Source organism: Vibrio sp. RM-69-4 (assembly GCF_024743775.1).
Taxonomy (GTDB): domain Bacteria; phylum Pseudomonadota; class Gammaproteobacteria; order Enterobacterales; family Vibrionaceae; genus Vibrio; species Vibrio anguillarum.
Map to the genome: position 1 here is coordinate 1 of NZ_JAMQXI010000050.1, position 17509 is coordinate 17509.

At 41.6% G+C, this 17509-nt stretch carries 14 protein-coding genes, 1 tRNA gene and 2 pseudogenes; 3 read left to right on the forward strand and 14 right to left on the reverse strand.

Annotation, left to right across the window (positions count from 1 at the left end; translation table 11 throughout):
* The 10 genes and pseudogenes from NB504_RS07445 to NB504_RS07490 all read right to left on the reverse strand — a co-directional run.
* A pseudogene (locus NB504_RS07445) lies at positions 1-398 on the reverse strand (hypothetical protein); the annotation flags it as partial.
* 485 nt (positions 399-883) lie between these two features.
* Positions 884-1039 carry a YoaH family protein gene (locus tag NB504_RS07450; protein ID WP_013867794.1) on the reverse strand — a complete coding sequence of 52 codons (156 nt, stop codon included), beginning with the start codon at positions 1037-1039 and terminating at the stop codon, positions 884-886.
* A 45-nt stretch (positions 1040-1084) separates the two neighbouring features.
* Positions 1085-2275 (reverse strand): conjugal transfer protein TraF, encoded by a 1191-nt coding sequence (locus NB504_RS07455; RefSeq protein ID WP_258428585.1) that lies wholly within the window; start codon positions 2273-2275, stop codon positions 1085-1087.
* Positions 2276-2335: 60 nt separating this feature from the next.
* Positions 2336-3220 carry a DUF2861 family protein gene (locus NB504_RS07460; protein ID WP_017042833.1) on the reverse strand — a complete coding sequence of 295 codons (885 nt, stop codon included), beginning with the start codon at positions 3218-3220 and terminating at the stop codon, positions 2336-2338.
* Complete coding sequence (gene vxrB / locus NB504_RS07465; RefSeq protein ID WP_013867797.1) at positions 3217-3876, reverse strand: response regulator transcription factor VxrB; 660 nt, start codon at positions 3874-3876, stop codon at positions 3217-3219. The genes NB504_RS07460 and vxrB overlap by 4 nt, the downstream gene beginning before the upstream one ends.
* Complete coding sequence (vxrA, locus tag NB504_RS07470; RefSeq protein WP_017046913.1) at positions 3851-5305, reverse strand: sensor histidine kinase VxrA; 1455 nt, start codon at positions 5303-5305, stop codon at positions 3851-3853. Before vxrA ends, vxrB begins: the two co-directional genes overlap by 26 nt.
* Before the next feature lie 151 nt (positions 5306-5456).
* Positions 5457-6833: a Re/Si-specific NAD(P)(+) transhydrogenase subunit beta gene (pntB, locus tag NB504_RS07475; RefSeq protein ID WP_013867799.1), complete on the reverse strand. Its 1377-nt coding sequence runs from the start codon at positions 6831-6833 to the stop codon at positions 5457-5459.
* An 11-nt stretch (positions 6834-6844) separates the two neighbouring features.
* Positions 6845-8395, reverse strand: a complete 1551-nt coding sequence (locus NB504_RS07480) for a Re/Si-specific NAD(P)(+) transhydrogenase subunit alpha (RefSeq protein ID WP_258428586.1) — start codon at positions 8393-8395, stop codon at positions 6845-6847.
* Positions 8396-8684: 289 nt separating this feature from the next.
* A complete protein-coding gene (locus tag NB504_RS07485) occupies positions 8685-8969 on the reverse strand; it encodes an HlyU family transcriptional regulator (RefSeq protein ID WP_026027783.1) in 285 nt (94 codons plus the stop codon).
* Between the two features lie 10 nt (positions 8970-8979).
* On the reverse strand, positions 8980-9348 hold the full coding sequence (locus tag NB504_RS07490) for a late competence development ComFB family protein (protein ID WP_013867802.1): 369 nt from the start codon (positions 9346-9348) through the stop codon (positions 8980-8982).
* Between the two features lie 114 nt (positions 9349-9462).
* Between NB504_RS07490 and NB504_RS07495 the strand changes: the two genes are divergently transcribed.
* Complete coding sequence (locus NB504_RS07495; RefSeq protein ID WP_013867803.1) at positions 9463-10827, forward strand: diguanylate cyclase; 1365 nt, start codon at positions 9463-9465, stop codon at positions 10825-10827.
* A 175-nt stretch (positions 10828-11002) separates the two neighbouring features.
* Entirely contained in the window at positions 11003-11215 is a 213-nt protein-coding gene (locus tag NB504_RS07500; RefSeq protein ID WP_013867804.1) for a cold-shock protein, read from the forward strand.
* An 81-nt stretch (positions 11216-11296) separates the two neighbouring features.
* On the opposite strand, the gene NB504_RS07505 is transcribed toward NB504_RS07500, so the two are convergent.
* Positions 11297-11371: transfer RNA gene (locus NB504_RS07505), tRNA-Gly, on the reverse strand.
* A gap of 163 nt (positions 11372-11534) precedes the next feature.
* The gene (locus tag NB504_RS07510) at positions 11535-13256 is read right to left on the reverse strand and encodes a methyl-accepting chemotaxis protein (RefSeq protein ID WP_258428587.1); all 1722 of its coding nucleotides are present in this window, start codon (positions 13254-13256) and stop codon (positions 11535-11537) included.
* 109 nt (positions 13257-13365) lie between these two features.
* On the opposite strand from NB504_RS07510, the pseudogene NB504_RS07515 reads away from it, so the two are divergent.
* Positions 13366-14378, forward strand: a pseudogene (locus tag NB504_RS07515) (IS3 family transposase); the annotation flags it as partial.
* A gap of 1220 nt (positions 14379-15598) precedes the next feature.
* Here NB504_RS07515 and NB504_RS07525 read toward each other — a convergent pair.
* A complete protein-coding gene (locus tag NB504_RS07525; RefSeq protein ID WP_088733334.1) occupies positions 15599-15880 on the reverse strand; it encodes a hypothetical protein in 282 nt (93 codons plus the stop codon).
* A 696-nt stretch (positions 15881-16576) separates the two neighbouring features.
* Positions 16577-16996, reverse strand: coding sequence for a GNAT family N-acetyltransferase (locus NB504_RS07535; RefSeq protein ID WP_258428589.1), 420 nt, complete (start codon positions 16994-16996; stop codon positions 16577-16579).
* Positions 16997-17509: the final 513 nt, after the last annotated feature.

The following is a 17509-nucleotide window of genomic DNA, read 5'->3' on the forward strand; positions in this document are numbered from 1 at the left end:
GAAGGTAAATTCTCTGATAATGCAGTGAAGTAGTCTACCTGTATTCCATTAGAAGAATGGAAATTCATACCAAAACCGGTAACTGGATTCTCACTAGGATCGAAGTAATAGTTCCACATAGCAAGATCCTCGTTAATGTATTCAATGGTATTTTTACCGTACTTTTCGTTTATAAAGGTATCAATATCAGACAGGCTACCAGTAAGAAACATATTATATTCGTCGCTGGAGATTTCCACAGATGAATCAGTCAGCACACTAGAGAGTAATGCCATGCGCATAATTGGAGAGACATCGCCTATGCCATTAGTCCAGTTAGAATACCATTCACTAGCAGTACCCCAATTATCCTGAAATTGCGTTACTAAAGCCCCAGGGCAACCAGAATTATTTTTCATAGAATCAGTAATTGTATAAGCAAAACTGTCCTTGGGTACGTGGTCATGAATTTTGTTAAAAAGTCCAGGTAGGTCAGCAACAAATTCATTTTGATTTTCGCTACAAAACCTGTTAAACAGAACATCGCTGAAAGCACCAAAACTCGAGAATATACGCTACCCACTTGCTCGTTGGTGAGCATTTGGATGATATCCCGGCGAAGTCTGGTAGAACACCAGCCTTCCAAAAACCACATGATATTTACAATTCCATCGCGTGTGCGCTAAGCTCTCTTCGTCCCGATTGGGACCCCCTTTCAATTCTTAATTAACTCTTGCAGTTGCCAGACCACAAGACGTTTTTATCAAATTGAAAGGGATTATATAACTGGCTTATAGCTGTAAGCTTTACGGACCCCCCAGCCTAGCTGGGGGTTTTCTCGATACAAAAAAGCGTCCACTAATGAGTGAACGCTCTTATGCAATGGAAATAGTTAGGTTGAGAATTAATTCGTTTTATCTGCAGATTTTTCTGCTCTAATTTGGGATGCAACGATTTTTATGGCTTCTGCGGTACTGATACCTTGAGCCATTAGTTGTTGAATTTTCTCAACAGCTTCTTGCTGTTCTTGGTGAGATAAAGTAGGAATATCATCAAACATTTAAAAAGGCTCCGGTTGATTAGGAGCCTGACTATAGAGATCGAGTTAATAACTAGCAAGGAAATTTATGTAAGCTCCCATCGCATTATCGTTTGTATAGCTTGCTCCAATGTCCAGTTGGAAGAGATTGAGAGGTGAGATCCCTACCCCTGCTGTGATTGTTCCATCAACATTATCGTATGCTAAGTTCTTCTTATATCCTGCTCTTAATTTTAACTGACGCATGATATCGATTTCACCACCTACTCGAATCATCTGTGTATTGTCATTAAAATTAGTGTAGCGCTCTTCTTCATTAAGATCATAATCCACGCTTAATGTGGCATAGTCTGCAACAATACCTACGCCTACTGTATAAAGTGGCCTCATTTGGTATGCGTAGCCAAGATTGATGTCTCGTGTTTTACCGAATTGGCTCTTAAGACTCTTAGTGTAAGATTGAGTTTGAATGTCTCTCTTGACTAAATTGGTTGCAGAAAATCCAACTCTTAAAGGTCCATAAAACCACAATGCGCCGGCATCAAGGTTGAACATGGTTTCACCTTGGCCATTATCTCGTGCATCTTTGATATCGTAATCGGTTACGCTTGCTGAATATACATAGGTGTAGATGCGTTGAAGTTTAGGTGTTACACCAAAGGCAATATGTTGGCCTAAAAATGTTTGGTACTTGGCTAGCGAGAAACCCACTTCTGTTACCCCAACGGAAACAGCGTTCACTGCGCTGAGCTCTGCGTTTTCGACAGTTTGTAGCTCAGGAGTTAATGACGCAGTATTTTCGCCGCTGTAAATATCAGGAGTGACAAACGTTTCGGTATAGGCTTTGGCGAATAAATTAGCCGCTATAAATTGGTTAGGAATGGCAAAGGCGACAACACCGCCAATTTCGGCTTTTAGTTTATCATTTTGTAAATTATCTAAACTTTTCTGCAGCTGTTCAGTATTTGTGTAATCTTTTTTTTCTATGAAGCTTGAAATGCTGTCTAAATCATCGACCATGTGGTCTTCATCATTATAAGAAATCCCGAAACTGGGAACGATCATACCTACGTCATCGTTACGACGATAAATAGCCACAAGTGCAGGGTTATAAAATGGAGCAGTGAGAAAGTTCGCAGATACAACCCCTACACCACCCATCGCATCCCCTCGCGCCTCTATTGCATAATTGGCTGCGAAGCTGAAAGAGGGTGTAAGTACGACTGCAAGTGGGAGTATTTTAATGAAATTTTTCATAATGTTATAAACGTGTCGTTTCCTTTGTGTCTATAACGGCACATTGTCTATTATCTTTAATTATTCATCTACTGAAACATCGTAGGTTTTACTGATTACTTGAGATTGCTCAATGATAATCGGCCCTTGCCAACGTTGTTGAGTCATTGATACCGCTAGTACATAACGGTCTGCAGCTAAATTAGTGATTTCAAGTTCATTAGGATACTCAGACTCGTAGCGTTGACTCCATATTTCAGAGTATTTTCCATCGATATAATCATACAGCGATACATTGAGTTCAGGTAAAGGACAATATGGATTAAGTAGCGCTTTTTTTTCAATTTGCCATTGATCTTTTGAAGCCCAACGTACAATTTGCTTTGCTTTGGGTTCACCAAGCACAATCCATGCGCTCCAAGATTGCTGATCTTTGGCTGTTATATCAAGACGGTATAAACCCATTGTAATTTTACTATTGAGATTATAACGCTTTAAGTAATGTGCCTTTCCAGTGACGCTGTCACTCGAAGTGGTCGTTAACAAGCTATCGGTTGATAAACTTTTATCAACCCACTGCGCCAGCCTGATATCAGCAAGTGGTTTTTCAGCGTCCACTTCTATATCAACATGAAATGCATCTCTTCCTGGGCTCTGGATCTCTTGCCTATTAATGGTGATTGATTTAAGCCATTCAGGGAGTGGTTTTTTGTCTAAACTTTTACCGCAATCAACGGTTAATGATTGTAATAATAATTCATTGAGATGGCTCTGAATGTTTTTGTTATGTTCAAGCTGCCACACTTCGACAAGTGAGTTAAACATTGCTTCTAAATTATTATTTAAAAGATTCTGATGCGCTTGGGTAAGCGGTGTGATTTGATCAAACCACTCAACATTTTGTGCTTTGGTAGGAATAGTCACAAATGCTATGCCTACCAATAGTAAACGAGATTTCTGCATCACGCTTTCATCTTGTATCCAACACCGCGTAAGGTTTCAATCTCTAAGCCTGGAAGTTTTTGGCGCAATTGCAACACGTGGGTATCTACGGTTCTTGTCGTTGGAAAGTGGTTATAACCCCATACATGATCAAGCAATTCGTCACGCGTAAACACTCTCCCAAGATTGCTTGCTAAAAATAAGAGTAAGTCAAATTCAGTACGTGTTAAGGTAATTGAATCTTCTTTAAAAAAAACTTCTCTTGTGGCTTTATCAATAACAAGATTGGGTGTAACCACTTTCGTGTCATCCTGCCCTTCTGATTCTGGTGAACGAAGTTGGGCTCGAATTCGTGCAAATAATTCAGCCTCGGCAAAAGGCTTGGTTAAGTAATCATTTGCCCCTGCGTCCAATCCGGCCACTTTGTCTTTGACCGTAACAAGTGCGGTTAAAAGAATTACTGGCAACTCTTTTATTTTACGCCATTCTGGCAAATGCTGAACAGAATCGCCATCGGGTAATTGGCGATCGAGGATGACTAAGTCTGCACTGTCCCAATGCTGTTTAACATCTGCAATAGTTTCTGCATGTAAACAGTCATACCCTGCTTGTTCAAGGCTTACTAATAAGCCATCGGCAAGGTTTTTATCATCTTCAACGAGAAGCAATGTCTGTTTCACAGGGGATCTCCAATATAAATGTGGTTGGCGGTCCTGCGAGTGTCATCTTACCACCCATCCGACCTACCATTGATTCTACAATAGTCAAACCTAAACCTAAGCCACTTTTGCTGACAAAAGGTTTACGTAAATTTCTCCAATCTCGATGATTTAACAGACCTTGATCTGTAACTTTGATCGTGATTGAATTTTGTTTAGTTGTTACCTCTAACGTAACTGGAGCAACACCGTATTTTACTGCGTTTCTAATTAAGTTATCGATGCATGTCCCAAGCCAATAAACATTCAGTTTAGCTGCAATATCTTTGTTTATAACAAGATCTATGCTTTCACGAAACTCTTCTTCCACTTTGTATTGTAACCATTCTTCAACGGAAGGTACCCAGTCTGTTGCAAGCGGCCTGCTCTCTGACTGTAAATAATCCTTACTGGCTTCGGCCAGTTGCCGTAAACGTCTGGAATCTTCGCATAGGCGTCTAAACTCATCGTAAACAGTTGATGGTAACCTTTCAAATTCGCGCCTAAATCCTTCAACGGTTAGCGATAGACTTGCAATGGGTGTTCTGAGCTCGTGAGTAAGAATCTGCAGCACCAACATACGACTTTTCATTTCCTGTCGTTTTGAATTCCAACGATAAAGGGACCAGCCTAATACAAGTATTATGTTAGCTAGGACAAGAATTACCATACTTATCCGTAACACGTTGGAATGATCTTCAACATTCCAACAAATGTTGCCTCTTTGAATAAAACAGGTCGAATTTTCCGAGGCCATGCTATAGCTGAGTCCTGCTTTACTCGCGTTGTCTAACCATACGTCTTCGTTAAAAACGTAATACATATCCCCTTTTCTCAGCCAAAGATCGCTGTTCTCTACAAACATGGTTGCACCTGATATAAGTGCTAAGATCGTATCTTCATTCATGTTTTGGATGCGGCCAAGCAAAGAATCCACACTTGCTTTGGTGCGCTCTCGTATGTGCATATATTGTTGCAACTCGACAAATTTCTCAGGGTATTTTTTCACATAACGAGCCGCATATGTCCCACCTCCAGGGTGAATCAAAGCGCTTCTCGCAAACCATTTCGACGGTAATTGAGATCCTTTACAGATAGCTCTCGTGAAGACTAATGGCTCTGTTATGAGTGGGCTCAGCGGCAACTTACCTGTACAGCTTTGAGATAATTTGTATAACAACTGTAGATCTTTTAAAGGGTATTCAGCCGTTTGCGGTAACATTGATTCGGGAGTCAATAAGCGAGTTGGATAATCAACCTGCAAAGTACGGATATCATAACTTACATCAGCGGTACTATAATCAAAAAGCGACGCAAAAAGGTCGATGCGTTCTGGCAACGAATCGGCATAGGTTTGAATAGGTATTAGAACTAAAATAGTCCAAAAGTAGGTCTTAATCGCTTTAAACAAGTTTTATTTTCATTAATGGTTTAGATTAAAAACTATATAACATTATTAACTAATAATACATTGCACGTGTTATATCCATGTCAATAATGATTGCTCAAAAACAGAAGAAGCCAGCATTTTGCTGGCTTCTTCATTATCCTAATCGTAGATGCTATAACGCTTTTGAGATGGCGTCTACACTCTCTTTTGCATCACCAAAAAGCATATAGGTATTATCTTTAAAGAAAAGAGGGTTTTGTACACCTGCATAGCCAGTATTCATTGAACGCTTGAATACAATGACATTTTGCGCTTTCCATACTTCCAACACTGGCATTCCGGCGATCGGACTGTTCGGATCTTCTAATGCTGCTGGGTTTACTGTGTCATTTGCACCGATCACCAAAACCGTATCCGTTTCAGTAAAATCATCGTTTATTTCGTCCATTTCTAACACAATGTCATAAGGCACTTTTGCTTCAGCAAGCAGTACGTTCATATGGCCAGGCAAACGTCCCGCTACTGGGTGAATACCAAAGCGAACTTTAATGCCTTGTGCACGTAACTTCTCCGTGATTTCGTGAACAGGATACTGTGCTTGAGCTACTGCCATGCCATACCCTGGAGTGATGATCACTGACTTAGAGTTTTTCAGCATTTCGGCTACTTCTTCAGCGTTTATTTCACGGTGTTCACCGTATTCAACGTCTGCGCTGATAGTCACATCCTGACCAAAGCCCCCGGCAATCACACTAACAAAAGAGCGGTTCATCGCTTTACACATAATGTAAGAAAGAATGGCACCTGAAGAACCAACCAGTGCTCCGGTTACGATCAGCAAATCATTCGCTAACATAAAGCCAGCCGCTGCCGCTGCCCAACCTGAATAGGAGTTAAGCATCGATACCACAACGGGCATGTCTGCACCACCAATCGAAGCCACCAAATGGTAGCCAAACGCGAACGCTATCAGAGTCATAATAATCAATGCAAACATGCTGCCACCATTATTAACAAAGTAAATCATTAATAATGTGGAGACAACAATGGCCGCGAGGTTGAGCTTATGCTTATGAGGGAGATTGAGCGACGACGACGAAATGATTCCACGCAGTTTACCAAAGGCGACGATAGATCCTGTAAAGGTGACGGCACCAATAAATACCCCAATGAACACTTCAACCAAATGAATCACGTGTTCAGCGTGATCGAGTACAATTGGCGCATCGATATAGCTGTTATAACCCACTAATACCGCAGCCATGCCCACAAAACTGTGGAGAATAGCCACAAGTTCGGGCATTTCGGTCATTTCTACTTTTTTAGCATAATGAATACCGATACCGCCCCCAATTACCATCGCCAGCAATACCCAAGCTAAGCCCTGCGCATCTGGACGAAAAATAGTGGCGATGAGTGCGATAGCCATACCCGCTATACCATAGTAGTTACCAGCTCTTGCTGATTCCTGCTTTGATAATCCAGCAAGGCTCATGATGAAGAAGATAGCAGCAATAATATATGCGGCTTGTACTAATCCTGCAGACATATATTACTCCCTTAGTCTTTACGGAACATTTCAAGCATACGTTTGGTGACTGTAAAACCACCAAAGATGTTAATGCTTGCAATTAAAACAGCGATAAACGCGAGGAAAGTGACCACACCACTCCCTTGACCTATCTGCAATAAAGCTCCGACCACAATAATGCCGGAAATTGCATTGGTAACGGACATCAAAGGAGTATGTAAAGCATGAGTAACATTCCAAACGACGTAGTAACCCACAACACACGCTAAAACAAAAACGGTGAAATGGCTTAAGAAAGCCGCAGGTGCGACCGATGCGATCCAAGCAAAAGCGCCAACGGCAGCAACTAAGCCAGTAATTTTTTTCGTCGCAGAAACGGGTTCTTGTTTTTTGGGTTCAGGTCTAGTTGGTGCGGTCTTGACTTGCGGTTGAGCAGAGACTTGGATCGGTGGTGCTGGCCACGTTATTTCGCCTTCTTTCACGACCGTCACACCACGTAAAACAACGTCTTCAAAGTCAATATTGATAGATCCATCTTTTTCCTTGCATAACAATTTCAGCAAGTTAACGATGTTTGTTGAATATAATTGAGAGGATTGTGTTGGTAAGCGGCCAACCATATCAGTATAACCGACCACTTTCACACCATTGGCGGTTGTAATCACCTTATCGGCAACCGTGTATTCACAGTTCCCCCCGTTTGCAGCTGCAAGATCGACGATCACGCTACCAGCGCTCATACTGTCGACCATCTCTTTGGTGATCAGCTTAGGGGCTGGACGTCCAGGGATCAAAGCCGTCGTGATAATGATGTCGACATCTTTAGCTTGCGCTGCATACAGTTCAGCGGCCTTTTTATTAAAGTCGTCAGACATCTCTTTGGCGTAACCATCGCCTGAACCAGCCGTTTCTTGGAAATCGACTTCCAAAAACTCTGCACCCATTGATTGAACTTGTTCTTTTACTTCTGGGCGAACATCAAAAGCTCGTACAATTGCCCCCAAACTTCCTGCGGCACCGATAGCAGCGAGGCCAGCAACGCCAGCTCCAGCAACCAGTACTTTTGCCGGCGGGACTTTGCCCGCTGCGGTAATTTGCCCAGTAAAGAAGCGGCCAAATTCATGTGCAGCTTCAACAACAGCGCGGTAGCCAGCAATGTTAGCCATTGATGACAAAGCGTCTAAAGCTTGTGCTCTGGATATTCTCGGCACTGAGTCCATCGCCAGCACGTTGATTTTTTTACTTGATAACTGTTCCATCAATTCTGGGTTTTGTGCAGGCCAGATAAAACTGATTAGGCTTGCCCCTTCTTTGATTAAAGCAACCTCATCAATCGATTGTTTTTCATCAACAATCGGCGCATTGACCTTCAAGATAATGTCTGAATTCCAAACATCTTGTGTCGAAACAATCGTGGCACCAGCCGCCTCAAAAGCCGCATCATCAAAACTGGCTAAAACCCCAGCTTGAGTTTCAATGGAGACGTCGAAGCCTAGTTTGATTAATTGCGCTACCGAACTCGGTGAAGCTGCAACCCGTGTTTCACCCGTAAGGGTCTCTTTTGGTACACCAATTTGCATAGTTATTCCTTGACTATTGGCACAATGATTATTCTGTTTTTATCTAACCACCAGCATAACTGCAAGCAGTTTGTAATAAAAATACAAAATGCTATTACATATAAGGTTAAGTAATGAGTGATTGTCATAGGTGAAAGACAAAAACACAACGACATCCAAACAAAGCAGAGGTCGAACCACTTATCACAAAGCTCTATAAAAACAGGATATTAGCCATGTATTTTACTCAATGAATAAGGGTATCGACTAATGAGGATATTCATTATGATTTTTATCAAGTTGGACGATGTTAGGAAAAGATTTTCTCGCCCATCTGATCGATGAGCATTTTTGCTTTTTTAAGCATAAGCTCATCAGCGTCGCTTTTACTAGCTACGACATCGGAGCGGATAAAACGGTGAGTACATATTTCACCATTAACATCTTTACTAATTTTACCAGCGACACGATATTGCCCTGATTCAGACATTGCATCTTGGTAAATTAAAAAACCTTTATATTCAATGGGATCCAAAAGCTTCATTTTTGAGTCATTGCCTGACCCTTGATTAAATAAACGAGAAAAAAATCCCACAAGAGCTCCTTTAAGACTTGTTTGTTTCAATAATCGGCTTCTCGAACCACTCTAGTTCTAAGTTATCGTCAAAGCGCAATTGGCCTAGAATGATAGGAATATCATCTTCTCTGTGTCTACGTCGATCATTAACGATCATGCTTTCCGCCGATTCAACGGCAACTTGTGCATTCTCTTTAAGTATGACCAATTTTTCTTCAGGTAGCGCAGAGAGAAAATCTATGTCGTATCGAATATAGATCGGTCTCAATTGAGCAAGGGATAAGCAAGCGAGATCGGCAAGCTGCTCATTATCATAGTGATTTACATACTTATCTTCAGCCAATACGCGTCCGACAAGTGTTTCCATGTAATTATGTACATCAACACTGATTTGCATCCTTACACTCCTTCCTCTTCGTACTAATCAAAATATTTAGATAGAACTTAGCAGTAACAACTTAGCGTACCTTGGTGATTTTATACAACTTTTAGATGCGTTGTCGTCTAAACTTTGTTCAAGTGCTCGCTTTCATTTAGTAAGTCTAGCAAAAAGCTTGGCAATCTATTAAATAAAAGTATGCTATGGGCCTTATTATCAATTTTAATTTTAAATGCCACAAAGGTCATATTTGTATTATTAATGCCGACAAGTTTTGTATCATCTCATTGGTTTCGATTCTTATTCCCAATAGGGTTGCTAATAGCCATTATGTTGGGGATGGAAAACGTCATTCTGATCACTAGCGCCAATATTGGCTTCGCTAGTAACCTGCCTTATATTCTTTTCACGGTAGCAATCGCATTAGGACACATTTTTAAGCAAGGGCGTTTGGCTATGATCTCGACAGCGATGATGGTGGCCTACGCAATCATCCAGTGGCGCTTACAGATGCCCCTTTCTACGGGAACAACCTTGCTAGAGCTTTCGTTATTAAGTTTGTTATTACCCGTTTTGTGTTTAGTACCTTATGCATTAGGAAGTAATGCTACTGTATTGAGTAAAACTTATGGCTTATACATCGCTATTTTGCTGCTGTTAATGTTTTGGGCCGTTGTTACTTTGATGTACGTCAGTGATGGCGGATTTGAGAATTTTAGCCAGGTTTTGTTAGTAACTATACCGAAAATATCGAAATTGCCATTTTTGTTGGTGATGTACCTCTTGGCATTAATTGGGGTCTCCGCAATATTTGTGCTCACGCGAAACCAGATCTTAGACACCAGCATTTACGCCAGTATTTTACTCTCCTCCGTCACCTTTATTTTTTTCCACGTGAGTTATATCTCAAGCACACTTTTCTCTCTAGCCGGGGTTTTATTGATCTTATATCTAATTTCGGCGGGTCATAAAATGGCGTTTATTGATCGCTTAACGGGTATCCCAGGTCGCCACGCCTTAGATCTTGACATCAAATACTTAGGCAAAAAATATGCGATAGCGATGCTAGATATAGACCATTTTAAGCAGTTCAATGATCGCTATGGTCATGACACTGGTGATGATGTGCTTAAGTTGATTGCTAGCCGTTTATTGCTGACTCAAGGAAACGCACGTGTTTATCGCTACGGTGGTGAAGAGTTTACCATCCTATTTAAAGGAAAAAATGCACAGCAAGCTGCAATCTACTTAGATTTGCTTCGCAAAGATATTGAACAGTACCAAATGGTCATTAGGAACGCAGAAGACAGACCAAAAGACGATAAGCTCGGTTCCAAGAAGCGTGAGCAGAAAACACCATCAAATCTTGTCTCTATTACGGTTAGTATTGGCGTGGCTGATAGCTACGCCTCAGAAAAACCTGAAGCAGTGTTAAAAATTGCGGATCAAGCGCTCTATAAAGCTAAACAAAACGGCAGAAATAGAGTTGAAGTATGAACAGTTACCTTGAGTTAATGCATCACATTTTGGTATAGAAATCGCAAAATGTGATACTCAACAAGGCGTACATCACATTCACAGAAACTTCATTAGATTGTGCAAAATACTTTGGTTAAGTTATTCATGTTGCAACTGTTTCGCAACGTCAAAACAACATAGCAAGAGTAAGATTATGAGTGAAAAAGTAAACGGAATTGTAAAGTGGTTCAACCAAGATAAAGGTTTTGGCTTTATTACCCCAGATAATGGCAGCAAAGATGTATTTGTACATTTTTCCGCTATTACGGGTGAAGGGCGCCGCAACTTAGTCGATGGCCAAAAGGTGAGTTTTGTAATCACTGATGGTCAAAAAGGGCCACAAGCAGAAAGCGTCAGTCCCGTTTAAATTTTTAAAAAGAACGACTCTAATCCACTCTTTCTAGGGTGGATTTTTTGTTTCTAGTAGACTGGATAAAGACGAGAATATTGGAGCGGGCAGCGGGAATCGAACCCGCATCATCAGCTTGGAAGGCTGAGGTAATAGCCATTATACGATGCCCGCGCACCGAATTGACGCTGTCACTATGCCACAGTTAGCAAAAAAGAAAACCCATTTTTTATCAAAACCCGTTCAAGCGAACAGTAAATAAACAAAGTAAATTCAATTGGTTGAGATTTGTGTGCTTTTGGTTATTTTTAACTCAATTGAATATCTACTCTTGCGTTTAAATTTTGAACTTTTCCATTTCTTGATTGAGTACAGTGACATTATCTTTTACTTGCGCTGACGTTTGGTTTGAGATTTGGCTAATACTTGCCACACTTTCCACCGAATTGACAACCTCTTGCATGAATTGAGTCATTTGGTGTGTTGATTGTTGTTGCAGATCGGCCGCCGAGGATAACTGGTGCATTTCCTTATCTAACGCCGTTATTTTTCCTTGTACGTCCATCATTTTGTTGAAGGCGTGGGTGGTCTGCGCCGCACCCTCATTGGCAAGGTTCTGACTCATGTTAATTTCATTGACCACAGCCGCAGTCGCTGACTGTATGGCGTTTATAATAGTGTTAATTTCTGTGGTTGATTGAGTGGTTCGAGTCGCCAGCAGCCTAACTTCATCCGCTACCACAGCAAAGCCTCGTCCATATTCTCCGGCTCTTGCGGCCTCAATCGCCGCATTTAAGGCCAGAAGGTTAGTTTGTTCCGCTAATCCCTCTATTACTTCGGTCACACGCCCAATCGATTCGCTTTCTCGACTAAGATCGAGCACCAATTGCGTTGCCTTTTGTATGGTTTGATCAAGCTTATCAATACTTTTTCTATTTTGTTCTAGCGCCGAGGCTCCCTCTTTGAGCTCATTTTGTGATAACAAAAGAGATTGCGTAGATTGTTCAGCTTTTTCTGCGGTCGCCATAGAATACTGCGCCACATCGCTCAAACGTACTGTAACCTGCTCAATACTTGCTCGCTGCTGCTGTACTTGCTGCCGAGTGTTTGAGTTATAGTTCAGAAGCTCATCCATGTTTTGACTGACCTGTTGCGCTTTGGTACTGACTCCCTGAACGATCGTTCGCAGTGAGTTGTTCATATTGTTTATCGCGGCGGTAAGCTGAGATAGCTCGTCGCTACCTTCACACAAAAGTGCTGGTTGAGAGACATCTCCTGCCGCAATAATTTCGGCTCTCTTTCCAATTCGACTCACTCTGCGGCCGATATTCTTACCTAAGTAATTGGAAAGCAAAACAGCAACTGAAACAGTCACGGCAATCATGATAAATAACACGTTAATCACATTACTAATGCTACGACTCATCCTTTCGCCACTTTGCTCTGCTTTTGATTGTTGAGTGGCGATAACATCTTCAAGACGGTTAGTCATTTTATCTACGGCAGGCATAAGTTGTGTGGCCATTTTTTGATTGACGCCGTTCCATAGCTCAGATTGGCGTATTGCAATCACCTGCTGTGCGAGTGGGAAATAAAGCTGCTGCATCTCATTAAATAATGACCAAAGACTCTGTTCATCATCCGATAGCAAAGAGGACTTTTCCACAATTTCAGCAACAGATTGGTTATGAGAGTTAATCAGGTCTTGATATTTTTCGAGATGTTCAGGCTTCGCATACAGTAAGAAATCTCGCAACGATGCCAGTGCATTAGCTAACGAATTATAGCTGTCAGCATACAATTTAAAGAGACGTTTCCGCTCCCCTCCTTCTTTGTTAGTCGACTCGTCGTTAATCAGCCCTTGTAACTGGTCAAGGGCAACTTCTGCTATGGGGGCGGCCTCGTTAATGAATAATGTGTGGGCAGGTAAATTATCCTCACTTTGGCTCAGTAATACGATGCCTTGGATATGCGCTTTGATTGCTGCCCATTCGCTTATGATCGCGGTGTATTGCTCACTGAGAATCAGCGTTTCTAACACCGGTACCGTTTTGTCCATCTGTCCAATAATAGTTTCAAGTTTTGTCAGTTGCGTTGCACTGATCTGCTTTAATCCAACAGGACACTTTGATAAAGGAATATAATCCTACTATTGAGGTGACTATGACAAAACGAAATTTGAAGCTGAAAAATCTGGTTCAGTGCTCTCTCCTGACGAACGAGCAGAGTTAATACGACTACGTAAAGAAAACAAAGAGTTAAGGATGGAAAAGGACATCCTAAAAAAGGCCAGCGCCCTGTTGCTAAAGGAAACCAAGTAGCCTTTGAGACGATTAAACAACTGAGCTCTGATTATCCTGTTACTCGTTTATGTAACAGCTTGAATGTGAGTCGCTCAGCCTATTATGCGTGGTTGAAAAGGCCAGCTCAGCGAATAACACAAGAGCAGTTACATCTATATCGTAGAGCAAAGGTGATATTCAAAGAAAGTCGACGTAGTTTGGGTTATCGAGAGCTGCGAAAACGGTTATGCAATGAGGGCTTTAAAGTCAGTGACTATGGCACACAAAAGCTGATGAACCAGCTGGGCCTTGTTGTCACACAACGTATGGCGTACAAAGTGACCACAAAACGTAAGCATAGTGATACGGTCGCCGATAATCTGCTTAACCAAAACTTTAATCCATTAGCACCAAACCAAGTGTGGGCTGGCGATGTGACGTATTTAAAGACGGGCGAAGGTTGGATGTATCTAGCCATCGTTATGGATTTATATTCACGGCGCATTGTGGGATGGCACCTTGATAAACGTATGACCACGGATTTGGTAAGCAAAGCGATGATGAAAGCCTATAACCTACGCCAACCACGTAAAGGTTTGGTGTTTCACTCAGACAGAGGGTCGCAATATACCAGTAAACGATATCGCAATTTACTGGCGAACTATGGAATAAGAGCCAGCATGGGTGATGTTGGAGCGTGTTGGGACAATGCGGTAGTTGAACGGTTCTTTGGTAGCCTGAAGCATGACTGGTTGTTAAAAGTACCGCAACCAACGCGAGAGAACATGAAAAATGATGTGTCAGCTTATATGCGATATTACAATTTAGATCGGCTACATACGACTAACGGCGATATGTCACCGATCGATTATGAAAAGTCCTTTAGAAAAGTGTCCTGAAAAAGTTGCGCAGAACATTAGCTCTAGTACCCCGCAAGGGTTGCCAAAGGCCGATTCGCCAATAAACACATCATAAATATCAATTTTGATAATCCACCATTCTTGACTGCAATTTAACGCCCGGCTAAGGGGTTGACAACGCACCGCCGAACTTAAAAAACACACTTAAACACTGAACTTCAATTTTGCACTAAAGTCGCCACGCGTTGGCAATCCCTCTTGAGCCGTTTGTTATGCAAATTCAATGAGATAAACCGAATTTACACGATCAAAAGCCACCATTGCAATGGTTGAGTGATTCAAGAACCAACCGAAGCCAGAGCCGTGATAAATAAGCCGCCAAAACAAAGCCCACCTTTCAACAACAAACCAAGCTTTTGAATCAGACAAACTCAACGAGCGAAAACTTCAGCAAAAGCAAAATGATCGATTAACTTGCCCTTTCCACACTTTACGCGCGCTAAATTCACAACAAACCAGCACCAAAACTCATTGAGGCAAACAAAGAACTTTGCCTGTTTTACGGCTTGAGTTAACCAAGAATTTGAGGGTAAAAAAGCTCATTTGCCGACAACACAAAACGAATGGTCGGAGAAATCCCAAAAGATTGAACCCCTAAATTTGCCTGAGTTGCATAACGCCCGGTTAAGGGGTTGACAACGCATAGCCGAACTCAAAAAACACACTGTAAACACTGAACTTCAATTTTGCACTAAAGTCGCCAAGCGTTGGCAATCCCTCTTGAGCCGTTTGTTAGGCCAACCAATTGACACCGACACTTTCACAACCAAAGAACGAGCTTTTTTGTAAACTTGAAACAAACTAACCGATTCATTTATAAACCAAAATGCTAAATCAGCAAAGAAACCAAAAAACTCAAATTTAGCGATTTGGAAGAAAAGTGACGAGCGTAGCATGCTCGGCGGACGTTTGGATGCTGAAGGTTATTTTGCCGCTGAATTCACAGCGAAAAACAACCCAACACGATCAAGAAACAACAAATATGTGATGACGATTTATTGCTTAAGTCCAGCCATTAAAACATGGAATTCACCATTCAATTCAAACCCGATTTAGCTGATAAAAACTCACTTTGCCTAACGCCCGGCTAAGGGGTTGACAACGCACCGCCGAACTCAAAAAACACACTGTAAACATTGAACTTCAATTTTGCGCTAAAGTCGCCACGCGTTGGCAATCCCTCTTGAGCCGTTTGTTAGCTATTTTTTCCCAGTGACTGATTTGAATGATTCAAAAATGAATGTCGCCAATCCACCTGCAACATTTGAATTTGCATAATCCTTCAAAGGCTCACAAAAATTTGATTTAAATTTATCAATAGCCTCTTCTGGAGAAGAAGCATAAATCGTATCACCTTCCACTTCTAACCCCGAGCTCAAGAGTTCTTCCTTTTCAAAAAGATAAGTTTCTGAACTCATATCCAGATAAGTAAATTCATTACGATTTGAATTTGGTTTACAGAAAAATTGATACTTTGACATCTTTAATTTCCTTGCTGCTGAATAAAACAATAGCTAACGCCCGGCTAAGGGGTTGACAACGCACCGCCGAACTCAAAAAACACACCGTAAACACTGAACTTCAATTTTGCACTAAAGTCGCCACGCGTTGGCAATCCCTCTTGAGCCGTTTGTTATGCAAATTCAATGAGATAAACCGAATTTATACGACCAAAAGCCACGATTGCAATGGTTGAGTGATTCAAGAATCAACCCAAGCAAGAACTGTGATAAATAAGCCGCCAAAACAAAGTCCACCTTTCAACAACAAACCAAGCTTTTGAATGAGACAAACTCAACAAGCAAGACTTTCAGCAAGTGCAAAATGCTCGATAAACTTGCCCTTTCCACACTTTGCGCCCACTAATTTGACAACGCGCCAACGCTAAAACTGATTGAGGCAAACAAAGAACTTTGCCTGTTTTACGGTTTAAGTTAACCACGAATTTGAGGGTAAAAAAGCTCATTTGCCGACAATACCAAACGAATGGCCGGAGAAATCCTAAAAGATTGAAACCCTAAATTTACCTGAGTTGCATAACGCCGCGTTAAGGGGCAGCCAACGCAACTGCCAAGCTTCCGCATAACACCGTAACCACAAAAACCAACGCATAATAAAAATGCCACGCGTTGGCTGCCCCTCTTGAGCCGTTTGTTATAAGCAAATAAAACCTTGATTTAATTGATGTTCAGCTGTTCAGAACTAGACAAAACCCATGCACTATTAAGAGCTTCAAAACCAATTTTCGGATAATAACCTTGTGCTTTCGGTGCTGACAGTAAAACCAATTTACAGCTTGGGCTCAGCTCTTCTTTGGTCACTAAGATCAGATATTTACCTATACCATTGGATTGAACACTTTCATCAACAGCTAAATCAGATAGATAGCAGCAATAATGGAAATCTGTCACTGAACGAGCAACACCGACAAGTTGATCGTTCAGCCATGCGGTCACAATTAAATTAGAGTTATCGAGCATACCCTGAATAGTTGACTTATTATCCAAAGGACGCCGCTCACCCAATGATGTTTTCTTCAGTAAACTCACGAATTGTTCAACTGAGATTGGATGGTTTACTTTGTACTCGATTTCCATTTTTCATCCTCTGGAGCTGAATTTGCTTATAACGCCCGGCTAAGGGGTTGACAACGCATAGCCGAACTCAAAAAACACACTGTAAACACTGAACTTCAATTTTGCACTAAAGTCGCCACGCGTTGGCAATCCCTCTTGAGCCGTTTGTTATGCAAATTCAATAAGATAAACTGACTTTACACGACCCAAAGCCACGATTGCAATGGTTGAGTGATTCAAGAATCAACCGAAGCCAGAGCCGTGATAAATAAGCCGCCAAAACAAAGCCCACCGTTCAACAACAAACCAAGCTTTTGAATGAGACAAACTCAACAAGCAAGACTTTCAGCAAATGCGAAATACTCGATAAACTTGCCCTTTCCACACTTTGCGCACGCTGAATTGACAACAAACCAACGCCAAAAACTCATTGAGGCAAGCAAAGAACCTTGCCTGTTTTACGGTTTGAGTTAACCACGAATCTGAGGGTGAAAGTGCTCATTTGCCGACAACACAAAACGAATGGCCGGAGAA

Coding starts and splice junctions, on each gene's coding strand:
- NB504_RS07450 (WP_013867794.1), bottom strand. CDS start 1,039: ATGTTTGATGATATTCCTACTTTATCTCACCAAGAACAGCAAGAAGCT.
- NB504_RS07455 (WP_258428585.1), bottom strand. CDS start 2,275: ATGAAAAATTTCATTAAAATACTCCCACTTGCAGTCGTACTTACACCC.
- pntB (WP_013867799.1), bottom strand. CDS start 6,833: ATGTCTGCAGGATTAGTACAAGCCGCATATATTATTGCTGCTATCTTC.
- NB504_RS07480 (WP_258428586.1), bottom strand. CDS start 8,395: ATGCAAATTGGTGTACCAAAAGAGACCCTTACGGGTGAAACACGGGTT.
- NB504_RS07490 (WP_013867802.1), bottom strand. CDS start 9,348: ATGCAAATCAGTGTTGATGTACATAATTACATGGAAACACTTGTCGGA.
- NB504_RS07500 (WP_013867804.1), top strand. CDS start 11,003: ATGAGTGAAAAAGTAAACGGAATTGTAAAGTGGTTCAACCAAGATAAA.
- NB504_RS07510 (WP_258428587.1), bottom strand. CDS start 13,256: ATGGACAAAACGGTACCGGTGTTAGAAACGCTGATTCTCAGTGAGCAA.
- NB504_RS07525 (WP_088733334.1), bottom strand. CDS start 15,880: ATGTCAAAGTATCAATTTTTCTGTAAACCAAATTCAAATCGTAATGAA.
- NB504_RS07535 (WP_258428589.1), bottom strand. CDS start 16,996: ATGGAAATCGAGTACAAAGTAAACCATCCAATCTCAGTTGAACAATTC.